This window comes from Leisingera sp. ANG-M7 (genome assembly GCF_000813965.1).
Taxonomy (GTDB): domain Bacteria; phylum Pseudomonadota; class Alphaproteobacteria; order Rhodobacterales; family Rhodobacteraceae; genus Leisingera.
In genome coordinates this window covers 111,001-137,160 of sequence record NZ_JWLI01000011.1, presented here as the reverse complement: position 1 = coordinate 137,160, position 26,160 = coordinate 111,001, and the positions used below count along the sequence as shown (strand labels likewise).

The 26,160-nt window shown below is 59.3% G+C and carries 28 protein-coding genes and 1 pseudogene; 12 read left to right on the top strand and 17 right to left on the bottom strand.

Annotated features, from left to right (window positions below; all coding sequences use genetic code 11):
* Window position 1: 1 nt before the first annotated feature.
* The 5 genes from RA26_RS13930 to RA26_RS13910 are packed head-to-tail and all read right to left on the bottom strand — an operon-like array spanning window position 2 to window position 2,108.
* Window positions 2-718: a flagellar hook-basal body complex protein gene (locus RA26_RS13930; RefSeq protein ID WP_039184414.1), complete on the bottom strand. Its 717-nt coding sequence runs from the start codon at window positions 716-718 to the stop codon at window positions 2-4.
* Window positions 718-990 (bottom strand): flagellar biosynthetic protein FliQ, encoded by a 273-nt coding sequence (locus RA26_RS13925; RefSeq protein WP_039184413.1) that lies wholly within the window; start codon window positions 988-990, stop codon window positions 718-720. The genes RA26_RS13930 and RA26_RS13925 overlap by 1 nt, the downstream gene beginning before the upstream one ends.
* Window positions 991-993: 3 nt before the next feature.
* Complete coding sequence (gene fliE / locus RA26_RS13920) at window positions 994-1,290, bottom strand: flagellar hook-basal body complex protein FliE (protein WP_039184412.1); 297 nt, start codon at window positions 1,288-1,290, stop codon at window positions 994-996.
* 23 nt (window positions 1,291-1,313) lie between these two features.
* Window positions 1,314-1,706, bottom strand: a complete 393-nt coding sequence (gene flgC / locus RA26_RS13915) for a flagellar basal body rod protein FlgC (RefSeq protein ID WP_039184410.1) — start codon at window positions 1,704-1,706, stop codon at window positions 1,314-1,316.
* A 12-nt stretch (window positions 1,707-1,718) separates the two neighbouring features.
* Window positions 1,719-2,108 (bottom strand): FlgB family protein, encoded by a 390-nt coding sequence (locus RA26_RS13910; RefSeq protein WP_039184648.1) that lies wholly within the window; start codon window positions 2,106-2,108, stop codon window positions 1,719-1,721.
* Between the two features lie 88 nt (window positions 2,109-2,196).
* Between RA26_RS13910 and RA26_RS13905 the strand changes: the two genes are divergently transcribed.
* Window positions 2,197-3,525: a FliI/YscN family ATPase gene (locus RA26_RS13905; protein WP_039184409.1), complete on the top strand. Its 1,329-nt coding sequence runs from the start codon at window positions 2,197-2,199 to the stop codon at window positions 3,523-3,525.
* Window positions 3,526-4,248: 723 nt separating this feature from the next.
* Here RA26_RS13905 and flbT read toward each other — a convergent pair.
* The 5 genes from flbT to RA26_RS23180 all read right to left on the bottom strand — a co-directional run bounded on the left by flbT (window position 4,249) and on the right by RA26_RS23180 (window position 6,764).
* On the bottom strand, window positions 4,249-4,653 hold the full coding sequence (gene flbT / locus RA26_RS13895; RefSeq protein ID WP_019295212.1) for a flagellar biosynthesis repressor FlbT: 405 nt from the start codon (window positions 4,651-4,653) through the stop codon (window positions 4,249-4,251).
* A 2-nt stretch (window positions 4,654-4,655) separates the two neighbouring features.
* A complete protein-coding gene (gene flaF / locus RA26_RS13890; RefSeq protein WP_019295211.1) occupies window positions 4,656-5,027 on the bottom strand; it encodes a flagellar biosynthesis regulator FlaF in 372 nt (123 codons plus the stop codon).
* Window positions 5,028-5,105: 78 nt separating this feature from the next.
* Window positions 5,106-5,915 (bottom strand): flagellin N-terminal helical domain-containing protein, encoded by an 810-nt coding sequence (locus RA26_RS13885; RefSeq protein WP_039184407.1) that lies wholly within the window; start codon window positions 5,913-5,915, stop codon window positions 5,106-5,108.
* A 203-nt stretch (window positions 5,916-6,118) separates the two neighbouring features.
* On the bottom strand, window positions 6,119-6,478 hold the full coding sequence (locus RA26_RS13880; protein WP_039184405.1) for a flagellar export chaperone FlgN: 360 nt from the start codon (window positions 6,476-6,478) through the stop codon (window positions 6,119-6,121).
* Window positions 6,471-6,764: a rod-binding protein gene (locus RA26_RS23180; RefSeq protein ID WP_241482652.1), complete on the bottom strand. Its 294-nt coding sequence runs from the start codon at window positions 6,762-6,764 to the stop codon at window positions 6,471-6,473. The genes RA26_RS13880 and RA26_RS23180 overlap by 8 nt, the downstream gene beginning before the upstream one ends.
* A gap of 127 nt (window positions 6,765-6,891) precedes the next feature.
* Here RA26_RS23180 and RA26_RS22445 point away from each other — a divergent pair, with 127 nt between their 5' ends.
* The 3 genes from RA26_RS22445 (at window position 6,892) to RA26_RS13860 (ending at window position 10,223) form a co-directional block, all read left to right on the top strand.
* Entirely contained in the window at window positions 6,892-8,616 is a 1,725-nt protein-coding gene (locus RA26_RS22445; protein WP_082015834.1) for a flagellar hook-length control protein FliK, read from the top strand.
* Between the two features lie 4 nt (window positions 8,617-8,620).
* The gene (locus tag RA26_RS13865; protein WP_039184404.1) at window positions 8,621-9,298 is read left to right on the top strand and encodes a FlgD immunoglobulin-like domain containing protein; all 678 of its coding nucleotides are present in this window, start codon (window positions 8,621-8,623) and stop codon (window positions 9,296-9,298) included.
* 109 nt (window positions 9,299-9,407) lie between these two features.
* A complete protein-coding gene (locus tag RA26_RS13860; protein WP_241482651.1) occupies window positions 9,408-10,223 on the top strand; it encodes a phosphotransferase in 816 nt (271 codons plus the stop codon).
* On the opposite strand, the gene RA26_RS13855 is transcribed toward RA26_RS13860, so the two are convergent.
* The 5 genes from RA26_RS13855 to RA26_RS13835 form a co-directional block, all read right to left on the bottom strand.
* The gene (locus tag RA26_RS13855) at window positions 10,196-11,515 is read right to left on the bottom strand and encodes an NAD(P)/FAD-dependent oxidoreductase (protein WP_193747619.1); all 1,320 of its coding nucleotides are present in this window, start codon (window positions 11,513-11,515) and stop codon (window positions 10,196-10,198) included. The genes RA26_RS13860 and RA26_RS13855 overlap by 28 nt on opposite strands.
* Window positions 11,515-12,330, bottom strand: a complete 816-nt coding sequence (locus RA26_RS13850; RefSeq protein WP_039184401.1) for an ABC transporter permease — start codon at window positions 12,328-12,330, stop codon at window positions 11,515-11,517. Before RA26_RS13850 ends, RA26_RS13855 begins: the two co-directional genes overlap by 1 nt.
* Window positions 12,330-13,208 (bottom strand): ABC transporter permease subunit, encoded by an 879-nt coding sequence (locus RA26_RS13845; protein WP_039184640.1) that lies wholly within the window; start codon window positions 13,206-13,208, stop codon window positions 12,330-12,332. Before RA26_RS13845 ends, RA26_RS13850 begins: the two co-directional genes overlap by 1 nt.
* Window positions 13,208-14,335 carry an ABC transporter ATP-binding protein gene (locus RA26_RS13840; protein WP_039184400.1) on the bottom strand — a complete coding sequence of 376 codons (1,128 nt, stop codon included), beginning with the start codon at window positions 14,333-14,335 and terminating at the stop codon, window positions 13,208-13,210. The genes RA26_RS13845 and RA26_RS13840 overlap by 1 nt, the downstream gene beginning before the upstream one ends.
* 118 nt (window positions 14,336-14,453) lie before the next feature.
* Window positions 14,454-15,542, bottom strand: coding sequence for a polyamine ABC transporter substrate-binding protein (locus RA26_RS13835; RefSeq protein ID WP_039184638.1), 1,089 nt, complete (start codon window positions 15,540-15,542; stop codon window positions 14,454-14,456).
* Between the two features lie 142 nt (window positions 15,543-15,684).
* Here RA26_RS13835 and RA26_RS13830 point away from each other — a divergent pair, with 142 nt between their 5' ends.
* The 6 genes and pseudogenes from RA26_RS13830 to RA26_RS13805 form a co-directional block, all read left to right on the top strand.
* Window positions 15,685-16,371: a GntR family transcriptional regulator gene (locus tag RA26_RS13830; RefSeq protein ID WP_193747618.1), complete on the top strand. Its 687-nt coding sequence runs from the start codon at window positions 15,685-15,687 to the stop codon at window positions 16,369-16,371.
* 66 nt (window positions 16,372-16,437) lie between these two features.
* On the top strand, window positions 16,438-17,832 hold the full coding sequence (locus RA26_RS13825) for an aspartate aminotransferase family protein (protein WP_039184399.1): 1,395 nt from the start codon (window positions 16,438-16,440) through the stop codon (window positions 17,830-17,832).
* Window positions 17,833-18,186: 354 nt separating this feature from the next.
* Window positions 18,187-19,287, top strand: coding sequence for an ABC transporter ATP-binding protein (locus RA26_RS13820; RefSeq protein ID WP_019295197.1), 1,101 nt, complete (start codon window positions 18,187-18,189; stop codon window positions 19,285-19,287).
* 80 nt (window positions 19,288-19,367) lie between these two features.
* Window positions 19,368-20,468 (top strand): extracellular solute-binding protein, encoded by a 1,101-nt coding sequence (locus RA26_RS13815; protein WP_039184397.1) that lies wholly within the window; start codon window positions 19,368-19,370, stop codon window positions 20,466-20,468.
* An 80-nt stretch (window positions 20,469-20,548) separates the two neighbouring features.
* Window positions 20,549-21,820 (top strand): ABC transporter permease, encoded by a 1,272-nt coding sequence (locus tag RA26_RS13810; RefSeq protein ID WP_039184395.1) that lies wholly within the window; start codon window positions 20,549-20,551, stop codon window positions 21,818-21,820.
* Between the two features lie 14 nt (window positions 21,821-21,834).
* Window positions 21,835-22,680 (top strand): annotated as a pseudogene (locus tag RA26_RS13805) (ABC transporter permease); the annotation flags it as partial.
* A gap of 116 nt (window positions 22,681-22,796) precedes the next feature.
* Here RA26_RS13805 and RA26_RS13800 read toward each other — a convergent pair.
* Both RA26_RS13800 and RA26_RS13795 read right to left on the bottom strand, forming a co-directional pair.
* Complete coding sequence (locus RA26_RS13800; RefSeq protein WP_039184392.1) at window positions 22,797-24,125, bottom strand: lytic murein transglycosylase; 1,329 nt, start codon at window positions 24,123-24,125, stop codon at window positions 22,797-22,799.
* A gap of 98 nt (window positions 24,126-24,223) precedes the next feature.
* Window positions 24,224-24,928, bottom strand: a complete 705-nt coding sequence (locus tag RA26_RS13795) for a helix-turn-helix transcriptional regulator (RefSeq protein ID WP_039184391.1) — start codon at window positions 24,926-24,928, stop codon at window positions 24,224-24,226.
* Window positions 24,929-25,061: 133 nt separating this feature from the next.
* Here RA26_RS13795 and RA26_RS13790 point away from each other — a divergent pair, with 133 nt between their 5' ends.
* Window positions 25,062-25,715, top strand: coding sequence for a glutathione S-transferase family protein (locus tag RA26_RS13790; protein WP_241482650.1), 654 nt, complete (start codon window positions 25,062-25,064; stop codon window positions 25,713-25,715).
* Window positions 25,712-26,134, top strand: a complete 423-nt coding sequence (locus RA26_RS13785) for a DUF1801 domain-containing protein (protein ID WP_039184389.1) — start codon at window positions 25,712-25,714, stop codon at window positions 26,132-26,134. Before RA26_RS13790 ends, RA26_RS13785 begins: the two co-directional genes overlap by 4 nt.
* Window positions 26,135-26,160: the final 26 nt, after the last annotated feature.

The following is a 26,160-nucleotide window of genomic DNA, read 5'->3' as shown; positions in this document are numbered from 1 at the left end:
CCTAGGTCTTGATCAGGTTCTTGATGGCATTGCGGATGCGCTCATCTTCCGATTCCAGGAAGCTTTGGCCCATCTCATAGGCGCGCTGTACTTCGATCATCCGGGTTACCTCGGAAATCGCGTTCACGTTGGAACCTTCAAGGAAGCCTTGCAGGACACTCGCTTCGAGTGTTTCCTCGATTTCGCCTTCAACGCGGAACATCACCCCATCTTCGCGCACCAGCGCGTGGCTTTCCATCGGCTTGAACAGCCCGAGCTGTCCCAGCAGGCGGCCGTTTGCACTGATCGACCCGTCGGCGCCCACTTCGATCTTGCCCGCATCTGGAGGCACGAAAACCGGTGCGCGGCCTGCGTCCAGGACCCGGTAACCATCCATGGTCACAAGATCGCCGGCAGAGTTCGGGGAGAAGGCGCCGGAACGCGTCAGGCGCTCGCCCTGAGGTGTTTCGACCATGAAGAAACCGTCGCCTTCCACAGCGAAATCGAAAGTGCCGCCGGTCTTGGTAAGCTGACCCTGCTCCATGGAGGTGTTGAAGATGTTCGCGCGTGACATCGACAGCGACTCCTGGCCAGGAGCGGACTGTACAAATTCCGAGAAAATCAGCCCCTCCTGGCGGTAGCCAGTGGTAGCGGAGTTCGCGATGTTGTTCGCGATGACACGCATTTCGCGCATCAGCCCCGATTGCCGGGAAAGTGTGGCGTAACCTGCGGCTTCCATTAAAAACCTCCGGCAATCATCGGAACAATGTGGCCATTGAAAAAAGCCACAAGGGTTTGTGTCATGAAGCCCATCGTCATCCAGAACACGACAATGATGGCTGTCAGCTTGGGCACAAAGGTCAGTGTCATTTCCTGCACGGAAGTCAGAGCCTGAAACAGGCCGATGGACAGGCCAACGGTCAGGGCGACAACCAGAATCGGTGTCGACATTGTGACGGCTGCCCACATGGCCTGGCGCAGGGTGTCATAGAAGAGGCTTTCGCTCATCATGGCTCAGACCGGCATTCTCAGGATTTCCTGGTAGGCTTCGACCACCTTGTTGCGCACGGTAACAGCGGTCTCAACCGCCAGTTCAGTCTGTGCAAGTGCCTGCACGAGGGCGTGCGGGTCTGCCTGAGAGGTCATAGCCTGGACGGAAACCTGCTCGCTGCTCTGCAAGGTCGTTGCAAAGCTCTCGAAACTCTCCTTAAGTCGTGCGCCTGCACTTGCGGCCTCATGGTTCGGGTCGGCCTTGGTGGCAGGGCGGGCGGCGGCGTAGCCGCTGGCGGCGGAAAGACTGCGAATATCCATTCTGGATCTCCAAAAAATTTCGGTTATCGTCTCAAAAGGTCCATAAGCGAGGCTGACATCGAGCGGGTTTGCTCGAACATCTTAAGGTTGGCCTCGTAGCTGCGCTGGGCTTCCCGGGCGTCGGCGATCTCGATCATCAGATCGACGTTCGAGCTCTTGTAGTGCCCGCTTTCGTCTGCCAGCGGATGCGAGGGATCATACACCTCCTCCAAATCGCGGCGGTCCAAGGTAACCCGGCCTGTGCGAACGTGCTCCACATCGGTTTGAAGCTCGCGAACAGCTTCAAACGGCACGGTTTTGCGGCGGTAGCCCGGAGTGTCAGCGTTGGAAATGTTTTCGGATACATGCCGCAGCCGCGAGGCCTGAGCCTTGAGGCCGCTGGCGGTGACGGAGAGAGCTCTGGAAAATTCACTCATCGGTTATTCCCCTCAAGTCTTGCCCAGGCTGGCGCGCAGAATGTTCATGGAGGATTTGTAGATCGCCATGGCGCGCTTATGCTGGCGTGCTGTTTCAACCCCCTTCAGCAATTCAGTTTCGACTGATACCGAATTGTCATTGGGGTCACTGCCTGCGTCGGTTGAGGTGACAGCCCAATCCAGACCGCTGCCTGAAGTGCCATTCAAATGGCTGCCTCGGGATGCGATCATGCTGGCCGGGCGGGCGCCTGCGGCAAAAACTTCTTTGAAAGGTTTGATATCCTTGGCGTGGTAACCCGGGGTATCGGCATTGGCGATATTCTGTGAAACCAACGCCTGGCGTGTGCCGGCATGGGTCGCCATGGAATAGGCGATTTTGAATACGTTCAATTCTGTGAACACCAGGGCTTCTCCCTTGATCGATTTCAATCAAGGCTTAACCCCGATTCCTTTAGAAATTGTTTTCAGGACATCAAGGGAGGCCGCTGCGATGAAAGCAGAGCTGCAAGCACTAACCCGTCAGATTGCCGGCAAACGACTGGTAACCCAAGTCGGGCGGGTGACAGGGATTTCCGGTGGGGAAATCGAGATCGCAGGGCTCGCGGCTGTGGCACGCATTGGCGACCGGCTGGTGTTGCGCCGCGGTCCTCAGGATTCGCTGAATGGCGAAGTTCTGAAAATTAGTGGCAGTAATATCAGTATGTTGCCTGATCGCGCGCCGGATGGTGCTGCCATCGGTGATCCGGTTTTGCTGCATCCGTCACCGGAGTTTTCCCCCAGTGATCATTGGATTGGCCGGGTCATTGATCCCTTTGGAGAACCGCTGGATGGCCGTCCTATGCTGCCTGGTTCCACGGCCCGCGACCTGATGGCTCCTCCGCCCAAGGCAGCTGGCCGGCGCTCGATGGGGGAGCGGCTGGCCACTGGCCAGGCGGTACTCAATACGATTCTCCCGATCGTGCAGGGGCAGAGGGTAGGCCTTTTTGCGGGTTCCGGTGTCGGTAAATCCTCCCTGCTGGCCAAATTGGCTCAGAGCATGGAGGCCGATGTCGTAGTGATGGCACTGATCGGGGAGCGCGGGCGCGAGGTGAACCACTTTGTCGAACAAGTGCTGGGACCAGAGGGAATGCGCCGCGCCATTGTGGTGGCAGCAACATCCGATCAATCTGCCTTGGTACGCCGCCGCTGTGCCTGGGCTGCCATGACCGTGGCGGAGCATTTCCGGGACCAAGGCAAAAACGTCCTGTTTCTGGCTGACTCGGTCACCCGTTTTGCAGAAGCGCACCGGGAAATCTCCGCAGCTTCGGGCGAAGCTCCCGCGCTGCGTGGATACCCGCCGTCGGTGACCCCGTTGATAACCGGTCTTTGCGAACGCGCCGGACCGGGCGGGGACGGTCAGGGTGATATCACTGCTGTGTTCAGTGTCCTTGTGGCTGGTTCGGATATGGATGAGCCGATTGCTGATATCCTGCGCGGTGTTCTGGACGGGCATATCGTTTTGAACCGCGAGATTGCCGAACGCGGGCGGTTTCCGGCGATCGATGTCTCCCGCTCTGTCTCGCGCAGCCTGCCTGCCGCGGCCTCCGCCGATGAGAATACAGTCATTCAGGATGTGCGGAAATTCCTGGGGGCCTACGAGCAGTCCGAGGTCATGATTCGTGCCGGACTTTACGCCGAAGGCAATGATGCTGTGCTGGACCAGGCAGTGAAACTGTGGCCTGAACTGGATGCGTTCTTTGGCCGCGAGGATCCTGAGGGAATCACCAGCAGCTTCAACCGGCTTACGCTTTTGCTACGCCGCGCCAAGGCCGGGCGCTGAACATCGGCTATGTCAGTAAAGAGATGACTGGAAGCCAGGCTCAGGACCCGTTCACGTGGCGTGTATCCTGCCAAGCCAGCGATCTGCACTCGATTTACCATCCGGAGGTGAACTGGTCCTGCGGTGTGCTAGGGTCTGCGAAGGCCGTTCAGGGACCAGGAGGTGACAGATGCCGTCTTTTTCAATCGCCTTCAGCTGTTCTGGCGGTAGCAGGCGTGCAGCGGCAGCCGGAACGCCTAAAGCTATCTAATCAGTGCAGCAAATGCAGCTCTGCCAACTGCGGCGATTTCCTGAGGAAGCGGCGGCATCTCACAAGCAAACTTCGTAAGATCGTTTTTGTCTGGCCTGAAACTTTGTGATGCGTTGCCAGGAGTATTGGCAGCTGCAGGAAAATTTGATTGGCAGCGGGTTCGGAACCCTGAATCCTGCGCCAAATGTCCGCCTCAAATGTTGCTCACCAAATTCGGATGCGCTGTGCGGCTGGCCAGAGCAGTATGCCTCTGGCAGGACTGCCGCCGGACTGAAGGCACCGGTCCAAGATGTCAGCTTAGCCGAAGGCTGCAAGCTGCTGAATTTTGCTGAGTGTCAGGTGTGGCTTTAGGCACCAATTCTGCCTGTGCCCTTGCCAAGCAACGTTTTCTTGCGGCGTGAAACTGCCTTCAGAATGGGACAAGCAGGGAGGTTTAAACCCGCCCTGGCATCGATTGCCGGGGCGGGCGGGATTTAGGACGGCCGGACTGCAAACAGACGGTCTTCACGCGGCAGCAATGTGCGAAGCGCTTTCAGGCAGCGGTAATGGTTGTTGCTGATCAAAGCGTCAGTAGCCTCGGCGATGGATGAGCGGCTGTCTGGGTCAGTAAAGACTTGGCTCAGTTCCTCGATCCGGCGCAGCATCGGCAGGCGTTCTTCTTCGGGGTCTGCATCACCTGACAGTATCAGCTGTGCCGCGTAGCACACCCGGCGCACCGGTGTGTTGGCTTCTTCCGGATGGATTGCGTCGCGAAGACGCAGGATATTGGCGTCTGGAGTGACAATGGAAAGGCGGCTGCGGCGGTCGCCGTTTTCAATCACCGCACCATTTACCAGGACGCGCTCCTTTGGGGCTAGTTTCAGGACAAGTCCGCTCATATTCAGGATGCTCCGCTGCGGAGGCCACGCATGATGGCCGTATTGATTTCCACCAGCGGCCGGACATCGGCCTTGCGCTGAAGCACTTTGGTGGTGTGTTGTCTCGTGAATTCTCCCAGTTCGAACAAGTTCTGTTTGAGATCATCCGGCAGGGGATTGCCCTTCGAAGCGATGTCTACTGTGAAAATGGACCAGAGTTTCCGGTTGTCGTTCAGGGCTGTCGCAAGCTCATTGAACCCGCCGCGGCCTTTTTGCGTCGCCGTGATCATCCTGCGGGTGATACGGGCAATCACTTCATACTCGAAATTCTTAGCTGTCCGGGTCGGGGTCTTTGCCGCCGAATAGGCACTCTTCGCCTTCAGAAGGGCATTCACGTGTTTTCCTAACGTATTATTCTTCAGGTTCTCTGAGAGGGGAAGACCGGGGCGCCATCAGCGCCCCGGTAAGGGCTGTTAACGGAACAGCTGCTGCAGGGTCTGCGGCGCCTGGTTGGCGATCGAAAGCGATTGCACCGCCAGCTGCTGCTGGGTCTGCAATGCTTTCAGCCGGGCCGACGCTTCTTCCATGTTGGTGTCTGCCATGGTGCTGACACCGGACTTCAGCGAGTCGGTCAGTTTCGACACGAAGTCGTTCTGGTCGGACAGACGGTTGCTGTCCGCACCCAGCTGGGCCGCGCTGTCGATCGCAAAGGTCAGCAGGGCTTCGATCTGGGTCAGAACGTCCGCAGCATTGGCGGAGGTCAGAGTGTCGATGTCGCTGGTATCCAGGGATGCACCGGTGTCGATTGCCGAAACGGTGATCACATCGCCGGACGCGCTGATGCCGCCGAGAACGTCGAGCTGCGAAGTCACAGCAGTGTCAAGCAGGTTGGCACCGTTGAAGCTTGCGGAGTCGATGATCGATTCGATCTGTTCCTTCTTCTTGGCCAGGTCAGCTTCGATCTTGTCGTGGTCAACGTTCTGCGAAACACCGGCAACGGCCAGTTCACGCATTTCCTTCAGGGTTTCAACGATCTGCTCCATGCCGGAGGAGGCGACAGCCACAGTTGCCTCGCCGAAGTTCAGGGCGTCGCCCACGGCTTCGTAGGCCTGAATGTCGGATTCCATGGTTTTGGAGATGGCCCAGACAGCGGAGTTGTCCTTCGCCATGCCGACCTCTTTACCGGTCGAGATCTGGTTCTGGGTTTCTTCCAGATTGTTGTTCACGGACTTCAGGGTCTGCAGAGCAACCATTGCGCCGTTGTTGGTCAGAATGCTGGTCATAGCTTTTTCCTTTAGCTGCGGGGCGCTTTGGCCCCTGAATTACTTGCCCCTCCGGGGCGCTGTGTGACGTCTTTCTGACTGTGCGTTCCACCGTCCGGTTTCCGCGCCACCCTTCATCAGGTGCAAGGCGACTTTGGCGCAGGATTTGCTAAGGGAGTGCTAATGGCGGAATTTGGTTTTTTAGAATTTTCCCCAAATTGCTCTCAGGCCCGTTTTTCCAGTTTGGCACCGCTGCGGGTGCCGTAGCGGGTTCTGCGCCCAGACTGATCGTAGACGTCCAACCCTTTGCGGATACGGCGCAATTCGGCCATCCGTGCTGCAACAGACCGGATTCCGTTCATGGCGCTGTCCAGGAGATCCTGGTTGCGTGTCAGCTTGGTTTGAACCTGCTCCAGCGATTCTCTCTCGAGTTCAGAAACCGAGTTCAGCTTGCCGATGATCTTTTCTTTTTTTGCGAGCAGACCTTCCAGTTTGGCCAGGTCGCCTGCCATGAGGGCAGCCCGTTCCTGATCCAGGATCTGATCCAGATCATCAATGAGTTGTTGCGGGTCCGGGTTACTCACCTTGGGTCTCCTTCAATGCGTGATAAAGTGATTCGGCCAGGCCGATGCCGCCAGAGCGGGCAATCTGGTTGGCTTGTTCGCGGATCAGAAAGCTGGAGAATTGCTCTTCGCCTGCACCGCCGCCAAAGGCTTCACTGGCTTCGCCGAGACCGGCAGACTTCAGCATTTCTGCAAGAAACGAGGCTTCCAGTTCCATTGCAGCCTCGCGGAGCGGATCGTTATTTACGGGCCGCACCGGGGCAGTAGAAGCCGCGCTTTGCAGCGGGATAGGCAACAAGTCTGTCATGTCCGGTTCTCCGGTTTGATCTCGAATTCCATCGATTTTTTCGAGACTGCACTGCAACCGGTTAAAATTGCCGTAACTGCTTTGGGCTAAGTCTTTGCGAGTCGAGATAGAATGTCTGGAACAAAACATGATGATGAATTCGATCCTTGGTATTGAACCTTCTGCCGGCAGGAAAGTGGCGTCTACTGCAACAGGAAATTCAACAAAATCAGATGGTTCCAGTGATTTTTCAAATTACATGACGGCTGAACCGGCGCCGAGCGAAGAGGCCGGCAAAGTCCGTTTGCCCGAAGGCGAATCTGCTGAGTCGGAACCAGCGGAAAGGGCGGAAGCGAAGCCCGTTGACTCGGCTGGCAACGAAGAGAGTTCTTCTGAAGGTGAAGAAACGGCAGGCTTGCCCGCAGCTTCTGAAGCGTCCCCCGAAATTGCTGCTCCTGTGCCAGAGCAGGCTTCTACCAGTGCTTCAGGCGTGACAGAATTGGCGGGCCAAGCCCAAGCGGAGCGCACAGCCAGTGCCGCACAAAAGGCTGAAAGCGCAGATGCTATTGACGTTGCGAGCACTAGGGGTAGCCAACCCTCACAGGAGAAAGTGACTCAGCAGGCAGCCCCTTTCACTGGCGAAGCAGAGACCGAAACGGCAAAATCAGATGCGCAAGGTGACGCGAAACAAGTACAGGCAGGACGGTTGGCCGGAGACAGCCAGCCTGCCGATTCGCCGAAGCCTGACATGAGGTCTGAAACCGCCCGGGCTCAGAAAACTGAGCGCGCCGACGGTAACAGGCCCCCCCCGCATGACCTTCAATCGGATAAGGGTAAGGCTGCTGCCCCTGGCAGTGCAGCGGCAATTCCGGGAACTGTTGATGCCCAGAAAGTGACCGCTGCGGAAAGTGCTGGCAGCCGTTCTCAGATGGACGTTGCAGGACAGAAGGGCATCAGAGCCCCTAGCGGCGGTGTGCCTGTCAGTGAGGCCGTTGAGGGAGCCTTGGCGGCCAAAGCAGTTTCCGGAAAGCCAAATGAGCAGGCCGTTGAACAAATGCCGGTCCGGCAGCCCGAAGGCGTAACCCGGGCCGTTGCCGCTGGCGCGCAAGGAGCGGTGCAGGCACTTGCCGCCGGATTGTCTTCGTCACGGGACGCATCGCGCAATTCGGAACTTGGCTCCGTCAGCATCAAGGTTTCTGAGGATATTTCGGCGGAAGCTCTAGCAGAGAGAAAACCGGGTTCAGCGACGTTCCTTACCGGCCAGGTCAACAAGGTGCCCGCAGTTCAGGCAACCCCGCAAGCTTCGATCATGTTTCAGCCGCTGCTGGCTGCTGGATTGACAGAGACACTCGGCGAGTCTGATTTGCCGTTTCATGCGCTTGGGCTTTCGGGAGAGGCCCCGGGGCTGAGCCAGCTTCTGACCGAAGCTTCGTTCGGCTCGCACTCCGTGCACCGGCCGGAAATGCCCCGGTTGATTGCAGCCCAGATCGCCGAAGCTTTCGCAGCCAAAGGCGAACAGAAGGTAGAGGTGAGCCTGAATCCTCAGGAGCTCGGGCACGTCAAGATGCGCGTGGTGACCAGTGAAACCGGCATTACCATGATCATCCAGACAGAGCGCCCTGAGACCGGCGATTTGATGCGCCGCCACATCAATGAGCTGGCCGAGGAATTCCGCCGCATGGGCTATGAGGACATTTCGTTCGAATTCAGCGGCGGCCAGGCGGGCAGCGGCGGAGAAGGCGACGGTTCTGACGAAGGTGCCGGTCAAGCTGGCGGAGCAGCGGGTTCACGGACCGATAGCGCTGAGACCGCCGGCGAGCAAACAACACAAAACCTCCGGCTTGGATCGGCCGGCGTGGATATGAGGGTTTGACCACATGACAACAGCAGTTACTTCCGCGGGCAGCACCGCGGCGCAATCGAATCCGCTGCCGGCGGCATCGCAGAAAACCTCCGGGCTGTCGTCGGACTTCGAGACATTCGTAAAGATGCTGACGGCGCAGGCGACAAACCAGGACCCCTTGGAGCCGCTTGATTCGACCGAATATGCCGCGCAGCTTGCGCAGTTCTCGATGGTCGAGCAGCAAACCAAGAGCAATACACTTCTGGAAGGTCTGCAATCGCAGCTGGGACTGGCTAACATGGCAGCTCTCTCGGGTTGGGTCGGGATGGAGGCGCGCGCAGTTGCGCCAGGCCATTTCGACGGTAGCAACTCGGTCACTATTGCACCTAACCCGGCGGCAGCCGCGGATTCGGTTACACTTGTAGTGAAGAACTCAAACGGCACTGAAGTGCAGCGTGTCACACTTCCGGTCTCGGCCGAGCCCTATGAGTGGAATGGGCTGGACGATGACGGAAATGCGTTGGAAGCAGGCGAATACACTTTTGTTGTTGAAAGCCGCAAAGGCGATGATCTGCTGCTTGCGGAACATGCTGAAGTCTACTTCAAGGTGAATGAAACCCGGATGCAAGGTGGTGACGTGGGTCTGATCACTCCGGGCGGTTCCGTGGTTCTGGCCTCTTCGGTCAGCGCGTTGCGCGAACCTGCCGGGTAATCCGGGAGTAGGCGCTGGCGGAAAAACTGTCTAAGAACAGGGCGGCCAAACTCCGGAGACCGCCCTGCAACCGCTGACAGCCCAGTTCCAATCCAGTTTCTTTGCGCATTTGTCCGCAATCGGGCTGCATGTTCCCGCCCCCCGGCGTCTGACCGGCGGGCGGTCGAACCATGTCTGGCGGGCCGGGGCGCTGGTTATCAAGCTGTATGCGGAAGGCGGAGCCAATCCGCTGTTCTCCAATGATCCAGCGCGGGAAGGGGTAATCCTGGCGGCGCTTTCCGGTACCGGAATGGTGCCGCCGCTGGTTCAGACCGGGACCTTCGAAGGGCAAAAGTGGCTGTGTTACGCTCATGTCAACGGCAGCCCGTGGCAAGAAAACACAGCCCATGTGGCTCGATTTCTGGGGCGGGTGCATGATTTGGCCGCGCCGCCCGGGCTGCCTGACGGCGTCAATGGCAGCGCTTCTCTGGAGCGGCAGACCCAGGGTATTCTGAAAAAATGCACGAACGTGAAGGCGCTGACTGAGTTGCGTCCGCTAGGAAGGGTTCCGCCTTTGCAGCAAACGCAGCTGATTCACGGGGATCCGGTGCCTGGCAACCTTCTGGCGCATGACGGTACGCTCACGCTGATTGATTGGCAGTGCCCGCAAGTTGGTGATCCGGCGGAAGATCTTGCGTTGTTCCTGTCTCCGGCAATGCAGCTGATGTACCGGGGGGAGCCGCTGACGAAATCGCAGGAAGACAGATTCCTGCAGGCCTACCCGGATCCTCGGGTCGCGGGCAGAACACTGGCCCTGAAGCCGTGGTTTCACTGGCGGATGGCGGCCTATTGCCTGTGGCGCGCAGAACGCGGCGGGGCGCGGGACTGGCATGCCTATGAACTGGAGCGTGCAGCGCTTCAATCCATCAGGCCCAGAACCGCATAGGCTGGCGGCATCAGGACCCGGCGGGCGCGGCCAAATGGAAACCGCGGCAACTTTTGCACCGCCGGAGAATAAGGCAGCTCCGGTTGAATACCTTGCACCAGATCACTGAGCAGGCGTCCGGCATAGCTGCCCATTGCAACGCCGTTGCCGTGATAGCAGAGACCGGCAAATAGGCCGGAATGGCCGGGCACCGGCCCGATGAAGGGCACCAGATTGCGTGACAGGCAGACCATTCCGGACCAGCAATGGGTGGTTTCCACATTCCGCCACTCCGGGAACGTCGCCTCGAAATCCTGACGCAGCTTAGCCCGGATTCCGGCTTCGGCGCGGGGCGAGGCCAGTAGCCCGCCGCGCATCCCGAACAGAAATCTGTTGTCCGGCATCAGGCGGAAGTAGTGCAGCAGATTGCGGGTGTCATAGGCCATTTGACGCGAAAACCAGCCTTGCGCCCTCAGCTCCTTTTCCGTCAGAACGCGAGTCACCATCACCGTGGATTGCGCGGGCATGTAACGGCCAGCTAGCCATTTTGGCAGGTCTTCCGAGGAATAGCCATTGGTGGCGATGACAACCTTGGATGCCAGCAGTCTTCCCTTGTTAGTCTTTATTTCATAGCCGCTGCCTGCTTGCTTAACAGACTGAGCCGGGCTGTTCTGAAATAGTCTGGCGCCTGCTTCTTCGGCTGCAGCTGCCAGGCCGAACAGATACTTGCGAGGGTTCAGGGCAAAACCTGCCGACGTTGTCAGCGCTGCATGAAAACTGCCGTTCAACCCATGCTCAGCCAGTTGATGACGGGAGAGGAAATCCGTCTCCTCGCCAGCCCTTCGCATCTCCTCTGCCCGGGCAGACAGACGGCGGGCGGCCTTCTCATTGTGTGCAAGCTGGGTTTCCCCGTGCGAATGGGTGTCTGCGTCAATGGCGTGTGCTTCCAGCAGCTCCTTCACAAGGTTTACAGCAGCCACTTCGCTGGCGTCATAGGTGTCAGCGGCGGGTTTGCCGAAAACCCTGCGCATCGTGCCGCTGGACAGTTTCGAGCCGCCAAGGCAGCAGAACCCGCCATTTCGACCAGAGGCGCCCCAGCCGGGAGTTTCTGCCTCCAGCAAAACAACTGAGGCACCGCTTTCGGTCAGATGCAGGGCTGCGGATATGCCGGTGAAACCGCCGCCGATGATAGCCACATCGGCGGCAGTTTCCCCTTCCAGCACAGGCCAGTCCGGCGCCGGGATGGTCTCGTCCCACCAGCAGTTGCTGCGCGGGCCGGGACCATAGGCGTAGCCGGAGAAGATCCGGCGCATCAGGCCCGCTCCGCGGCCTGTTCCTCGCGCTTTTGGCGGGCCACCTGGTGTTTGGTCACCAGCGAGGCAGTGATGACGCCGACAGTGACAATCGAGATCATGATCGTCGACAGCGCGTTGATTTCAGGGCTGACGCCCAGGCGCACCGCTGAGAAGATCTTGATCGGCAGGGTGGTGGCTGAGGGGCCGGAGGTGAAGGAGGCGATCACCAGATCATCCAGCGACAGGGTGAAGGCCAGCAGCCAGCCGGAAATCACCGCAGGCGCAATGATCGGCAGGGTTACCAGCCGGAATGCCTCCGCTGGCGAACAGCCGAGGTCCAGCGCTGCTTCCTCCAGCGAGCGGTCGAAGGTCACCAGGCGGGAGGACACCACTACCGAGACATAGCACATCGCGAATGTCGTATGCGCCAGCACGATAGTGAACACCCCGCGGTCCAGACCGATGCCGATAAACAGCAAGAGCAGCGACAGGCCGGTGATCACTTCGGGCATCACCAGCGGCGCATAGATCATGCCGGAAAACAGCGTCCGCCCCATGAATCGCCCGCCGCGCACCAGAACATAGGCAGCAATGGTGCCCAGCACAGTCGCCATCGTGGAAGAGAACACCGCCACCTTGATGGTCACCCAAGCAGCGTTCAGGAACGCCTCGTTCTCCAGAAGTTCTCCGTACCATTTGGTTGAGAATCCGGCCCAGACGGTGACCAGCTTGCTTTCATTGAAGCTGAAGATCACCAGGATCACCATCGGGATGTAGAGGAAGGCAAAGCCCAGGGTCAGCGATACGGCGTTAAACCAGCTCATACGGTTCATTACTCTGCCTCCTGCTGTTTTTGCTGGTTGCGCTGGAACAGCACGATCGGGATCACCAGGAGCAGCAGCAGCACCACCGCAACCGCAGATGCCACCGGCCAGTCGCGGTTGGAGAAGAACTCTTCCCACAAAACCTTGCCGATCATCAGGGTATCGGATCCACCCAGCAAGGACGGGATCACAAACTCGCCCAGCACCGGGATGAAGACTAGAAAACTGCCGGCGATAATGCCTGTCTTGGACAGCGGAATGGTCACCAGCCAGAAGGCGGTGAGGCGCGAGCAGCCAAGGTCCTCGGCAGCCTCGATCAGAGAGCCGTCCAGCCGCTCCAGCGCCGAATAGACCGGCAGGATCATAAACGGCAGGTAGGTATAGACGATGCCGATATAGACCGCGGAGTTTGTGTTGAGGATGGTCAGCGGTTCAGAGATCACCCCGATCCACATCAGGAACTGGTTCAGGAACCCCTCGTTCGACAGGATGCCCATCCACGCATAGACGCGGATCAGGAAGGACGTCCAGAAGGGCAGAATCACCAGCATCATCAGGGTGGGGCGCCACTCCTCGGGCGCGCGCGCCATGCCATAGGCGATGGGGTAGCCTGCTAGCAGAGTGAAGAAGGTCGAGATAACCGCGATTTTCAGGGAACTGAGATAGGCCTTCCAATAAAGGTCGTCTTCGGTCAGCCAGACGAAGTTCTCAAAGTCCAGCTCAGCGATGAAGGCAGCGATGCCTTCGGCCCAGTCAAACTGCGGGAAGTAGGGCGGCCGGGCCACCGCGGCATCCGACAGAGCGATTTTCAAGACAATGGCAAACGGCACTAGAAACAGCGCCAGCAGCCAGACATAGGGGATGGCAATCAGGACAAAGCGGCGCATCAGTCGGCCAGCAGAACGCCTGCGGTGGCGGTCCATGACAGCCATACAGTGTCTTCCCAGGTAAAGGCGCGGCGGGCGATACGGCGGGTGTTGGCGGTCTGCGCCTTGATCACCGCGCCGGTTGGCAGTTCCACGTGATAGGTGGAGATATTGCCGAGATATGCGATGTCCAGGATGCGGCCCTGAACGGCATTGTCTGCCTCTGCCGGCTGGTCGGCGCTGATCGCCACTTTTTCAGGCCGGATCGCCAGATGGCACTTCTGGCCGTCAGAAAACGCATTCGGCGACTTTATGGACAGCGGCGCGTGGCCTTCATGCCAGGACATCGCATAGGAATCGCTGCCGTTGAGCTTGGCGGTGCCTTCAATCAAGTTCACGTCGCCAATGAAGTCAGCAACGTAGACTGAGTTCGGGTTTTCGTAAATCCGGTCAGGTGTCGACACCTGAATGATCTTGCCGTGGTCCATCACTGCCACGCGGGAAGCCACGGTCATCGCCTCTTCCTGGTCGTGGGTTACGATCACAAAAGTGGTGCCGGTCTTCTCCTGGATATCCATCAGTTCGAATTGGGTATCCTGGCGCAGTTTCTTGTCCAGCGCGCCCAGCGGCTCGTCGAGCAGCAGCAGCTTCGGGTGTTTCGCGAGCGAACGGGCAAGGGCAACGCGCTGGCGCTGGCCGCCGGAAATCTGATGCGGCTTGCGGCGCGCGAACTTCTCCAGCCGGGTCAGCCGCAGCATCTCTTCAACGCGGTCGTTGATGTCATGCTTGGGCATCTTCTCGCGCTTCAGGCCAAAAGCGATGTTTTCCCAGATCGAAAGATGCGGGAACAGCGCGTAGGACTGGAACATCATGTTCACGGCGCGTTTGTTCGGCGGTACCGGCGCGATATCCTGCCCGGCCAGGAAAATCTTGCCCTCGGTCGGGGTTTCGAACCCGGCAAGCATCCGCATCAGCGTGGTCTTGCCGCAGCCGGAGGGGCCTAGAAGCGCGTAGAACTCCCGTTCGTAGATGTCGATGGTCAGGTTGTCGATGGCGGTGAACTCACCATAGCGTTTGGTGACGTTCTGGAAGTGGATCAAGGGCTTAGCCTCAGGATCGTTCCAAGGTTCGAATACGGAAGCAGTCAAGCCGGGCCTCTTCTGCGAAGTTTCACGCGGATGTATGGGATGGTCGCGCTTGGAAGCCCCAGGCGCGCTGCGATTTGCGGGGCGGCTGAAGTGCGCCCCGCAGGTCAGATGCGGCTGATCAGGTGCCGGATTTAACCTTGGTCCACAGGCGGGTGGCCTTGCGCTGTACTTTCGGCGGGTAGCCTTCCTTAATGTACAGGTTCTGGACAGTTTCTTCGTTCGGATAGATAGCAGGATCGCCGATCACATCCTCTTCGAGGAATTCCTGGGAGGCCTTGTTGCCGTTGGCGTAATAGACGTAGTTGGACGCAGCGGCCATGTTTTGCGCGTCCATGATGAAGTTCAGAAACTTGTGGGCGCCTTCAGGATTAGGGGCGTCCACCGGAATGGTCATCTGGTCAAACCACATCAGCGCGCCTTCCTTGGGCGCGTTGTATTCGATCTCTACACCGTTCTCCGCTTCCGCAGCACGGTCACGCGCCTGCAGAATGTCGCCGGACCAGCCAAAGGCCACGCAGATGTCACCGTTGGCAAGGGCGTTGATGTATTCGGAGCTGTGAAACTTGGTGATGTAGGGGCGCACGGCCATCAGAACCGGTTCAGCCTTGGCGACGACGTCTGCATCCATGCTGTTGGGGTCTTCGCCGATGTATTTCAGGGCAGCCGGGATCATTTCATCCGGAGCGTCCAGGAAATGCACGCCGCAGCTTGCGAGCTTTTCCATGTTGGCCGGGTTGAACACCAGTTCCAGGGAGTCGATCGGCGCGTCCTCACCCAGGACTTCTTTTACCTTGCCGGCGTTCACACCGATGCCTGTGGTGCCCCACATGTAGTTGATGGAATATTCATTGCCGGGGTCATATTTTGAAGTGCGCTCCTCGATAGCGCCCCACATGTTGCCCTTGTTCGGCAATTTTGACGGGTCCAGTTTCTGGAAAGCGCCGGCCTGGATCTGGCGTGCCATGAAGGAGCCGGTGGGCACCACCACGTCATAGCCGGAACCGCCTGCCAGCATTTTGGTTTCCAAAACCTCGTTGCTGTCGAAGACGTCATAGATCAGGTCGATGCCGGTTTCTTTCTCAAATTTCTCCAGCAGGCCTTCGTCGATATAGTCCGACCAGTTATAGACGCGCACTTCTTCCGCGGTTGCGGCCGCAGCGGTGCCAAGAGCGACGACAGCGGTCATGGTCATCGTTTTAAGTGTCATGAATTTCTCCCTGTGGGTGCCGGCTTCCAGGTCCGGCTGCAAATGGATTTGATCAAGTTTTGAGGCGTTCGGCAATACTCTTTATGTTTTCACTTGGCTCAGGATGGTGCAAGCTGGCCAAAATCGAGGAGGAAAACCCCAGGTGACAGAGACCACTTCGCCCCCCGCAGCGGCGCAGGAGAACCCCGCAAAACTGCCTGCGCATGAGATCGTTTACCAGAAGCTGAGAGCACAGGTTCTGTTCGGCGAACTGGTGCCCGGGCAGGCGGTAACCATCCAGGGCTTGGTCGAAACGCTGGAGGCCGGTATGACGCCGGTGCGCGAGGCGATCCGGCGGCTGATTTCAGATGGGGCCCTGATGTTTCAGGGCAATCGTCGCGTGTCAGTTCCTCTGCTGGGCCCTCAGGATCTGGAGGAGCTTATTTTTGCAAGAAAAACAATTGAATGCGAGCTTGCTAGCAGGGCCACACTGCGAATTTCCACGGAGGATATTGAAGAGCTGGTGACCATCGATAACGCACTGGACAAGGCGATTGCGACCGGCGATGTCGCAGGCTACCTGGTGCAGAATTACAGCTTCCACACCGCGCTCTATTCACACGCAAACGCGCCCATACTGAGCGACATTGCCGACCGGCTTTGGCTGCGTTTCGGGCCCTCGCTGCGGGTGGTCAGCGGCCGCCTGGGCACGCAAAGCTTCCCGGACCGCCACAAAGACATCCTTGATGCGCTGCGGCGGAAGGACCCGGAGATGGCTGCTTTGGCGATGGAGCGGGATGTTTTTGAGGGTATGGAACATGTGGTTCAGGGATTGCAGGCTGCGAACTGATTCGATTGACACCTGAGAATTTGATCATATTCTGGTGCCAATCAGTCATTCTCAGGAGCGAGTCTCATGACCGTTATCACCAATCATATGCCGACAGCCGAGCTGCAGGCTCTGGACGCCGCCCACCACATGCATCCGTTCACTGCCAATGGTGAGCTGTCGCAAAAGGGCGCGCGTATCATCACCCGCGCTGATGGCGTGCACCTGACCGACAGCGAAGGCCATCAGATCCTTGATGCGATGGCAGGCCTTTGGTGCGTCAACATCGGCTATGGCCGCGAGGAGCTTGCAGAAGTGGCGGCCCGCCAGATGCGCGAGCTGCCGTATTACAACACTTTCTTTCAGACTACCCATGTGCCGGCCATCGCACTGGCTGCCAAGATTGCTGAACTGGCGCCGGGTGACCTGAACAATGTGTTCTTTGCAGGCTCCGGCTCAGAGGCCAACGATACTAACATCCGCATGGTGCGCCATTACTGGGCGTTGAAGGGCAAGCCCTCGAAATCCGTGATCATCAGCCGCAAGAATGCCTATCATGGATCCTCTGTCGGCAGTGGCTCTTTGGGCGGCATGAGCGGGATGCACGCCCAAGGCGGTATGCCGATCCCGGATATCCACCATATCAATCAGCCGAACTGGTGGGCCGAAGGCGGCGACATGCCGCCGGAAGAATTTGGCCTGCAGCGTGCGCGCGAACTGGAAGAGGCAATCCTGGAGCTCGGCGAAGACCGTGTCGCAGCCTTCATAGCAGAGCCGGTGCAGGGTGCTGGCGGCGTCATTGTGGCGCCGGACAGCTATTGGCCGGAAATCCAGCGGATCTGTGACAAGTACGAAATCCTGCTGATTGCGGACGAGGTGATCTGCGGCTTCGGGCGCACAGGCAACTGGTTTGGCTGCGAAACCTTGAACATCCGCCCTGACATCATGACCATCGCCAAAGGTCTCAGCTCCGGCTATGCGCCGATCGGCGGCTCGATTGTCAGCGATGAGATTGCGTCAGTGATCGCGGGAGATGAGTTCAATCACGGTTACACCTACTCCGGCCACCCGGTAGCAGCGGCTGTTGCGCTGGAAAACCTGCGTATCCTGGAGGAGGAGAACATCCTTGGCCATGTGCGCGACGTGGCGGCCCCTTATCTGAAGCAGAAATGGGAAGCGCTAGCCGATCACCCGCTGGTGGGCGAGGCCAAGATCGTCGGCATGATGGGCTCGATTGCGCTGACCCCGAACAAGGAAACCCGCGCCGCGTTTGCATCTGACGCCGGCACTGTCGGTTACATCTGCCGTGAGCGCTGCTTTGCCAATAATCTGGTGATGCGCCACGTTGGCGACCGGATGATCATCTCACCGCCCCTGGTGATCACGCCGGAGCAGATCGATGTGCTTATCGAGCGGGCCGTGAAATCGCTGGATGAATGCTACGCAGAACTGAAGAAACAGGACCTGCTGCACTGCGCCTGATTCCCTTCTGAGCCTCGCGGACACTGCGACTCACATAGGCCCGGCAACATTTTTGCCGGGCCCTTTTTCTTCGGTTTCAGGTGTAAATGGGTCGGTTTTCAGCCGGAGTTTTGCCAAATGTGGCGCAAAATATCATAAGGGCGTCGCAATAAGTTCGATCAGGAGCCGTGGAACGGGACTAGGCTTCCGTTAGGGTATTCTTCTCCATTTGAAGGCGGCCGAGGTATGAATTTCGTACTCTCACCAGTGAAAGAATATTTTTTTCATATCTAGCGCTTGGTAGCGTTGGTGTGATTAACTTCGAATAAGTGCAGAGCAAATCTGCCGGAATGACAAAACTACGGGGAGCCTGCTTTGGCTGATGCGTCAAACGTTGATGCGTTCGTTGAATTCGAACGTGTCCAAAAGAGCTATGATGGCGAAAATCTCGTTGTCAAAGATCTCAACCTCACCATGCCCAAAGGTGAATTCCTGACAATGCTTGGCCCGTCCGGGTCCGGGAAAACCACCTGCTTGATGATGCTGGCTGGTTTTGAAACCGCAACCCACGGCGACATCCGCCTGGACGGAACCTCAATCAACAACATCCCGCCGCACAAGCGCGGCATTGGCATGGTGTTCCAGAACTACGCGCTGTTTCCGCATATGACGATTGCGGAAAACCTCTCTTTCCCGCTGGAAGTCCGCAAGATGGGCAAGTCCGAGCGCGAGGAAAAGGTCAAGCGCGCATTGGACATGGTGGAAATGGGCGCCTTCGGCGGCCGCCGCCCGGCACAGCTTTCTGGCGGCCAGCAGCAGCGGATCGCCTTGGCACGCGCTCTGGTTTTCGAACCTGAACTGGTTCTGATGGATGAACCGCTGGGCGCGCTGGACAAACAGCTTCGTGAGAAGATGCAGTTCGAGATCACCCATCTCGCCCACCGTCTGGGGATCACCGTGGTCTATGTGACCCACGACCAGACCGAGGCGCTGACCATGTCCGACCGCGTTGCCGTGTTCGACGATGGCCGCATCCAGCAGATCGCGCCGCCGGACCAGCTCTATGAAAGCCCGGAAAACAGCTTCGTGGCTCAGTTCATCGGTGAAAACAACACGCTGGAAGGCACCGTTAAGGAAATTAACAACGGTATCGCGCTGGTGCAGCTGGACGATGGCGAGCTGATTGATTGCAAGCCGGTGAATGTCTCGCAGCCTGGCGAGCGCACCCGCGTATCGATCCGCCCCGAACGGGTGGAATACAATAAGGACCGTCTGCAGGCAGGCGTTCATACGCTCAAGGCGGAAGTGCTGGAGTTCATTTACATGGGCGACATCTTCCGCACCCGTCTGCGGGTGGCCGGCAATGATGAGTTTATCATCAAGACCCGGAACGCCCCTGACCAAGTCCGTCTTCAGCCCGGTCAGCAGATCGAAATCGGCTGGCTGCCGGAAGACTGCCGCGCGCTGGACGCCTGATCCGCGCGCGCCGAACCCCCGGCAGAATAACGACCGGGGGGAACCTCACATCAGTGAATTTCAACAAGGAGAGACTCTCTATGAAACTCAGCAAACTGTCTGCACTGGCGATGACCACCGCCCTTTGCGCCCCTTCGGCCTTCGCCGAAGAAATGGCCAATGAGCTGACTTTGGTGTCCTGGGGCGGTGCCTACCAGGCTAGCCAGCAAAAAGCCTATGTGGAACCCTATCTGGCTGCAAATCCCGACGTTAAGGTGATCTGGGACGAAAGCTCCGCCGAAGCTGTGGCCAAAATCCGCGCCATGAACGAAGCCGGCAACGTGACCTGGGATCTGGTGGATGCCGTGGCCTCTGACTCCATGCGCCTGTGCGACGAAGGCCTGGCGGAAGAGATCAACCATGACGAGGATCTGGCTGCTGCACCCGATGGCACCCCGGCGTCCGAAGACTTCGGCGACCTGATCGTCAGCGACTGCTTCGTTCCGCAGATCGTCTATTCAACCACCTTCGGTTACCGCACCGACTTGATCGACACGCCGGACACTGTCTGCGCAATCTTCGACACCGAGAAATACCCGGGCAAGCGCTCGCTGCAAAAGCGTCCGATCGACAACATGGAATGGGCACTGTACTGCGACGGCGTGGCCAAGGATGACATCTACGACGTGCTGAGCACCGACGAAGGTGTTGAACAGGCTCTGGCCAAACTCGACACCATCAAAGACCAAGTGGTCTGGTGGACCGCGGGCGCGGAAACCCCGCAGCTGCTGGCTGACGGCGAAGTGGTGATGGGCTCAACCTTCAACGGCCGCCTGTTCTCGGCGATTGCCGAACAGGGCCAGCCGATCGGCATGCTCTGGGACATGCAGTCCTTTGACCTCGACGGCTGGGTTGTTCCGGCAGGCCTGCCGGCGGACCGCAAGGCCCGCGTAATGGACTTCCTGAAGTTCGCCACCGACACTCAGCGTCTGGCTGACCAGGCTGCCTACATCTCCTACGGCCCGGCCCGTGCCTCCTCGGCACCGCTGGTTGGCAAGCACGCCGAACTGGGCATCGACATGGCACCGCACATGCCGACCGACCCGGCAAACTCCGCCAATGTCCACGTCTATGACTACGAGTGGTGGGCGGACAACCGCGATGACCTGAACGCCAAGTTCCAGGCATGGCTGGCCAAGTAATCTGACCTTTCCAAGACCGCGGGGGGCCTGCTGCATTCAGGCCCCCTGCCCAAAAAAATAAAGACCCGACGGGGAACCCTATGACTGACATTAGCCACTCCGGCCCGGTACTGGCCGCGGACGGCACACCGCTGAAGCGGAGCCTGGCGCGGGCACTGCGGATGCAGAAACTGCGCGCGCTGATGCTGATTGCGCCGCTTCTGCTGTTCATCCTTGTGACATTCATCCTGCCAGTGGCCGACATGCTGTTCCGCTCGGTGGAGAACCGGATCGTCCAGGACACGCTGCCCCAAACGGTAGAAGCGCTGGCAGATTGGGATCCGGCGTCAGGCCAGTTGCCTAATGAGGCCGTGTTTGCTGCAATGGCTGCTGACCTCCAGGTCGCCGCCGAACAGAAAACCCATACCAAGGTCGCAAAGCGCCTGAACTATGAAAACCCGGGGCTGTCTTCTGTGTTCCGCAAGTCCGGGCGCAAGGTCAAGAAATGGGATCTCGCTACTGACGGCCCGTTCCGGGAAAAGCTTATCGGCATTGACGACGGCTGGGGCGACATTGAGCTGTGGCGCACCATCAAGACCTATTCCGGCACCTTCACCTCTGGCTACTTCCTGAATGCTGTCGATATGCAGCTGGGCGCGGAAGGCCCGGAAATCCGCCCCGAGAATGAGCGGATCTACAACACCATGCTGGTCCGCACGATGCGGATGTCCCTGATCATCACCTTCAGCTGTATTGTGCTTGGGTATCCGGTGGCTTGGATCCTGGCCAACCTGCCTGCACGCAAGGCAAACCTGTTGCTGATCCTGGTTCTGCTGCCCTTCTGGACCTCTCTCCTGGTGCGGACCTCCGCCTGGAAGATCCTGCTGCAGCAGCAGGGCGTGATCAATGACACGCTGGTATGGATCGGGCTGGTGGATGATGCCAACCGATTGGTTCTGATCAACAACGAGCTCGGCACCATCATCGCGATGACGCACATCCTGCTTCCGTTCATGATCCTGCCAATGTACTCGGTGATGCAGACCATCAACCCGTCCTACCTGCGCGCCGCCAAATCGCTGGGCGCCACCGACTGGACCGCCTTCTGGCGGGTCTACTTCCCTCAGACCGTGCCGGGCATCGGTGCCGGCTCGATCCTCGTCTTCATCCTGGCTGTGGGCTACTACATCACCCCGGCTCTGGTCGGCGGCACTAAAGGCACCTTTATCTCCAACCTGATTGCCTACCACATCTCGACGTCCGGCAACTGGGGCCTGGGTGCGGCGCTGGGCGCCATTCTTCTGGCGGTCGTCCTGCTCCTGTACTGGGTCTACGACAAGGTCGTCGGCATCGACAACGTTAAGCTGGGATAACCGATATGAGCGCACTTCCTCCTTATGCGACCGCCGGCCAGCGCACCTGGCACTACACTTTCCGGGTGATCTGCGGTCTGGTCTTCTTCTTCCTGATCGCACCGATCGTGGTGATTATCCCGCTCAGCTTCAACGCGCAGGACTTCTTCACCTTCACGCCGGAAATGCTGCGGCTGGACCCGGAAGGCTACTCGCTGAAGCACTACCGCGATTTCTTCAACAATGACTCCTGGCAGTCTGCGATGTGGAACTCGCTGAAGATCGCGCCGATGGCCACCATCGTTTCGGTCACCTTCGGCACGCTGGCCGCCATCGGCCTCAGCCAGCCGCATGTGCCGTTCCGCCGGGCGATCATGGCGATCCTGATCTCGCCGATGATTGTTCCGCTGATCATCTCCGCGGCCGGCATGTACTTCTTCTACAGCCGCATCGGCCTGCAGGGGACCTACATCGGCGTGGTTCTGGCGCATGCCGCACTGGGCATCCCCTTCGTGATCATCACGGTGACGGCGACGCTGGTGGGCTTTGACCGCTCGCTGACCCGTGCTGCGGCCAACATGGGGGCCGATCCGGTGACCACCTTCTTCCGGGTGCAGATGCCGCTGATCTTGCCGGGGGTGATTTCGGGCGGTCTGTTTGCCTTCATCACTTCTTTCGACGAAGTGGTTGTGGTGCTGTTTGTCGGCTCGGCCGGGCAAAAGACTCTGCCCTGGCAGATGTTCATCGGCCTGCGCGAGCAGATTTCGCCGACGATCCTGGCAGTTGCGACGATCCTGGTGGCTATCTCCATCATGCTTCTGGCGACGGTGGAAATGCTGCGCCGCCGCTCCGAGCGCCTGCGCGGGATGTCTCCTAGCTGATCACCGCAAAGACCATTCCAAGAAGAAGGCCCCGCTGTGTGGGGCCTTCTTTTTTGATGCCAATTCGCGTGCAAATGGTCCCTGTCTGAAGACGGGGGAAGGCGGCTCCGCCGCTGTTACCGCAGCCGCTGCAACAGATGCAGCGAGGCATAGCCATCCGGCGTCAGTCCGTTTGCCACTTGATAGGCGCGCACTGCTCCAGTGGTTTTCGGACCGATCTTGCCGTCGATACCGTCTGTGTCGAAACCGGCGCTTGTCAGCCGCTCCTGCATCTCTTCCCGTTCAGACAGTGTCAGCGCCCGGTCACCGCGCGGCCAATTCGCCTTGATCGGCGCACCGCCCTTGATCCGGTCCGCCAAATGCCCGACCCCGATCACATAGGCATCCGCTGTGTTGTAGCGCTCCAGCACAGCGAAGTTTTGGAAGATCATAAAGGCCGCGCCCTCGCTGCCTGCAGGCAGCAGGATTGAGGCAGGCCCGTGATCCTTCACCGAACGCCCATCGAGCCCTTTGATGCCCAGCGCCGCCCAGTCTGAGGGCGTTTTCTCAATGTCGCGATCAGCCAAGGTGTAGTCAAACCCTTTGGGCAGGGTCACTTCCACCCCCCAAGGCTGGCCCTTCACCCAGCCGAATTGCTTCAGATACGCGGCAGTAGACGCCAGCGCATCTGCCGGGTTGTCCGACCAGATATCCCGCTTGCCGTCACCGGTGAAATCCACCGCATAGTCCAGATAGGACGTAGGGATGAACTGGGTATGCCCCATCGCCCCGGCCCAGCTGCCGGTCATCTTGCGGGCGGCAACATCGCCTGCCTGCAGGATCTTCAGCGCGGCAACCAGCTGCCCTTCAAAGAACGCGCCGCGCCGCCCGTCAAAGGCCAGGGTTGCAAGGGACCGGATCACATCCATCTTGCCGCGGAATGTTCCAAAGCTGCTTTCAAGCCCCCAGATTGCAACCACAATCTCTTTTTCGACGCCGTATTTGGCCTCGATCTGATCCAGCCGTGCCAGCTGATCGCGCAGCGCCGCCTTGCCGTTTTTCACACGCAAGTCCGAAGCCGCGCTGTCCAGGTAGTCCCAGATCGTCTTGGTGAACTCCGACTGGTTGCGGTCGCGGCGGATCACTTCGGGGTCATAGCTCACACCGTCAAAGGCACTGTCCAGCACCGGCGCGCTGATCCCTTGTGTCCCTGCGCGGTCTTTGAATTCCGTGATCCAGTTTTTGAAGCTGACTTCAGCTGCAGCCTGTTCAACCGCGGCTTGCTGGAGCGCGGCTGGCCTGGCTGCAGGTCTCAAGGATGTGGCAGACGCCAGCCGATAGCCTTCATCCTGCCCCTCCTGCGTTACGGCCCCTGGCTGCTCGCCGGCACTCAGGGACTTGTTTGGTGCGGCTTCTGCCGCCATTGCTCCGCCTGCCACCAGTGACACGGCAACCCATTTGCGCATGATGCACCTCGTTATTCACTGCTCAGCCCCAGTCTAGCGGCAGCGCGGTCCGGGTAAAGAGGCCAGTCACGGCGTGTGCGGGGCGCCGCCTGCTATCCCTATTGCCGCTGTTCCTGCCCGTGTTCCTGGCGCAGCTGTTCCAGGGCGTCCCGCAGCATCGGCACCCGGTGCGGACGGAAGCTTTGATCTGTCACTTCCAGGCCGCGCATCCGGTCCAGCCGGAACACCCGCACCGCCTGGCGCAGGCAGCACCAGGCGATCAGCACTGTCGAGCGGTCGAAATAAACCACACTCAGCGGTTTCACCTGCCGTTCGGTGACCGCGCCATACCCGTCTGTATAACCGAAACGCACCTCAACCTCGTCCCAGGCAGCCTGGCGCAGATCCTGCGCCGATATTGCTGGCGGAATCGGGCGCTCAAACCGGTAAGGTGCTAGCACCGCGTGGCGCAGCCGGTGTGCCTGCCTTGGCGGAAGCCGCGCCTGCAGCTTGCGCAACGCTTCAGAGGCCGCAGTGGCCAATTCAGGGTCGCCGATCAGCTCTACCTCGCGCAGACCTAGAACCAGCGCTTCCAGTTCGGTGTCGCGAAAACCCATCGGCGGCAGTGCATTGTCTTCAATCAGGGTAAATCCGTATCCCGCCTCGCCATCGATCACAGCGCCCATCTCGCGGAGGGTGGCGATATCGCGATGAATGCTGCGGGCCGACACGCCCAGTTCCTCCCCCAGCCGCGCCGCGGTATGCGGGCCTGGCCCTAGGCGCAGGGCCTGCATCAGCTGGAAGAGGCGGTGAGTTCGGGACATGCCTGATCATCCTATGCGCTAATGACATTAATTGTCATTAGGCGGGCGTAGAGAAAGGAGAGCAAACACAACAAACAGGATTTTAGCAATGCTTTCCCTCCTCACATTCCCCAGCGGATTCGGTTTGTTCAGCATGAGCCCCTTCTGCATCAAATCCGCCTTGATGCTGGAGCTGTCCGGCCAGCCCTGGCAGCGCAGCGACATGCTGGACCCAACCGAAATGCCGCACCGGAAGCTGCCGGTTCTTGCGACGCCTGACGGACAGATCGCCGACAGTGACGGCATCCGCGACTGGCTTGAAGAGCAGGGGGCCGATTTCGACGCAGGTCTGAACACCACAGAGCGCGCCCACGCCCGCGCCTGGGTCCGGCTGGCGGAATACCACATGGGTCTGCACCTTCTGCAAATGCGCTGGAATGACGATACGGTATGGCCCGAGGTTCGGGATCAGATCTTCCAGCCCGTTCCCGAACCCATGCGCGAAGAGATCAGCGCTCCAGTCAGGAAGGAAATCCAGAACGGGCTGCAGTGGCAGGGCCTCGCCCGTTTTAGTGAAGCGGAGCGTATGCACCGGCTTGAACAGGATTTGGAACCGATTGCCGCACTCGCCGCGGGCAGCCCGTTCCTGATGGGCGAGCAGATTACCTCAGCGGACCTGAGCGTCGCGCCGTTCCTGGCCTCCATGCTGCACACTTCTGAGGCCTCAGTCGTCAGCAAACGCTTGCGGGATGACAAGGTTCTGTGTGCTTATCTGAGCCGTGTGTTCGAAACGGTGCCTCTGCCATGACGACTGCCTTTGCTTCTCCAGAGATCGAGGCCGCCTTTGCGATCTCTGATCCGCTGGCGCGGGAAGGGCTGCTGCGGCTCCGCCAGCTGGTGTTTGAGATCGCTGCCGCAACGCCAGAGGCCGGGCGGGTGGAGGAAGTGCTCCGCTGGGGACAGCCGTCTTACGTTACGCCTGAGACCAAGACGGGTTCCACCGTCCGGCTGGGGGTGCCGAAGGGCGCGCGCTTTGCGCTCTTTGTGCATTGCCAAAGCCGCTTGATTCCGGAGTTTGCATCGGCATTCCCTGCCTGGGACCGGTTTGAGGGGACCCGCGCCGTGCTGTTTGACGACCCGCAGGACGTTGAGCCGCTGCGTCACGGCTGGCTGATCAAGCGGGCGCTGACCTGCAAGATCCGCGCACCGCTGGATATCCCGGCGTAGACCCGGTCAGGTCTGCCCCATCAGGG

Coding starts and splice junctions, on each gene's coding strand:
- RA26_RS13930 (WP_039184414.1), bottom strand. CDS start 718: ATGGAAGCCGCAGGTTACGCCACACTTTCCCGGCAATCGGGGCTGATG.
- RA26_RS13925 (WP_039184413.1), bottom strand. CDS start 990: ATGATGAGCGAAAGCCTCTTCTATGACACCCTGCGCCAGGCCATGTGG.
- fliE (WP_039184412.1), bottom strand. CDS start 1,290: ATGGATATTCGCAGTCTTTCCGCCGCCAGCGGCTACGCCGCCGCCCGC.
- flgC (WP_039184410.1), bottom strand. CDS start 1,706: ATGAGTGAATTTTCCAGAGCTCTCTCCGTCACCGCCAGCGGCCTCAAG.
- RA26_RS13905 (WP_039184409.1), top strand. CDS start 2,197: ATGAAAGCAGAGCTGCAAGCACTAACCCGTCAGATTGCCGGCAAACGA.
- flbT (WP_019295212.1), bottom strand. CDS start 4,653: ATGAGCGGACTTGTCCTGAAACTAGCCCCAAAGGAGCGCGTCCTGGTA.
- RA26_RS13885 (WP_039184407.1), bottom strand. CDS start 5,915: ATGACCAGCATTCTGACCAACAACGGCGCAATGGTTGCTCTGCAGACC.
- RA26_RS23180 (WP_241482652.1), bottom strand. CDS start 6,764: ATGACAGACTTGTTGCCTATCCCGCTGCAAAGCGCGGCTTCTACTGCC.
- RA26_RS22445 (WP_082015834.1), top strand. CDS start 6,892: ATGATGATGAATTCGATCCTTGGTATTGAACCTTCTGCCGGCAGGAAA.
- RA26_RS13865 (WP_039184404.1), top strand. CDS start 8,621: ATGACAACAGCAGTTACTTCCGCGGGCAGCACCGCGGCGCAATCGAAT.
- RA26_RS13855 (WP_193747619.1), bottom strand. CDS start 11,515: ATGCGCCGGATCTTCTCCGGCTACGCCTATGGTCCCGGCCCGCGCAGC.
- RA26_RS13850 (WP_039184401.1), bottom strand. CDS start 12,330: ATGAACCGTATGAGCTGGTTTAACGCCGTATCGCTGACCCTGGGCTTT.
- RA26_RS13845 (WP_039184640.1), bottom strand. CDS start 13,208: ATGCGCCGCTTTGTCCTGATTGCCATCCCCTATGTCTGGCTGCTGGCG.
- RA26_RS13835 (WP_039184638.1), bottom strand. CDS start 15,542: ATGACACTTAAAACGATGACCATGACCGCTGTCGTCGCTCTTGGCACC.
- RA26_RS13825 (WP_039184399.1), top strand. CDS start 16,438: ATGACCGTTATCACCAATCATATGCCGACAGCCGAGCTGCAGGCTCTG.
- RA26_RS13815 (WP_039184397.1), top strand. CDS start 19,368: ATGAAACTCAGCAAACTGTCTGCACTGGCGATGACCACCGCCCTTTGC.
- RA26_RS13810 (WP_039184395.1), top strand. CDS start 20,549: ATGACTGACATTAGCCACTCCGGCCCGGTACTGGCCGCGGACGGCACA.
- RA26_RS13800 (WP_039184392.1), bottom strand. CDS start 24,125: ATGCGCAAATGGGTTGCCGTGTCACTGGTGGCAGGCGGAGCAATGGCG.
- RA26_RS13795 (WP_039184391.1), bottom strand. CDS start 24,928: ATGTCCCGAACTCACCGCCTCTTCCAGCTGATGCAGGCCCTGCGCCTA.
- RA26_RS13790 (WP_241482650.1), top strand. CDS start 25,062: ATGAGCCCCTTCTGCATCAAATCCGCCTTGATGCTGGAGCTGTCCGGC.
- RA26_RS13785 (WP_039184389.1), top strand. CDS start 25,712: ATGACGACTGCCTTTGCTTCTCCAGAGATCGAGGCCGCCTTTGCGATC.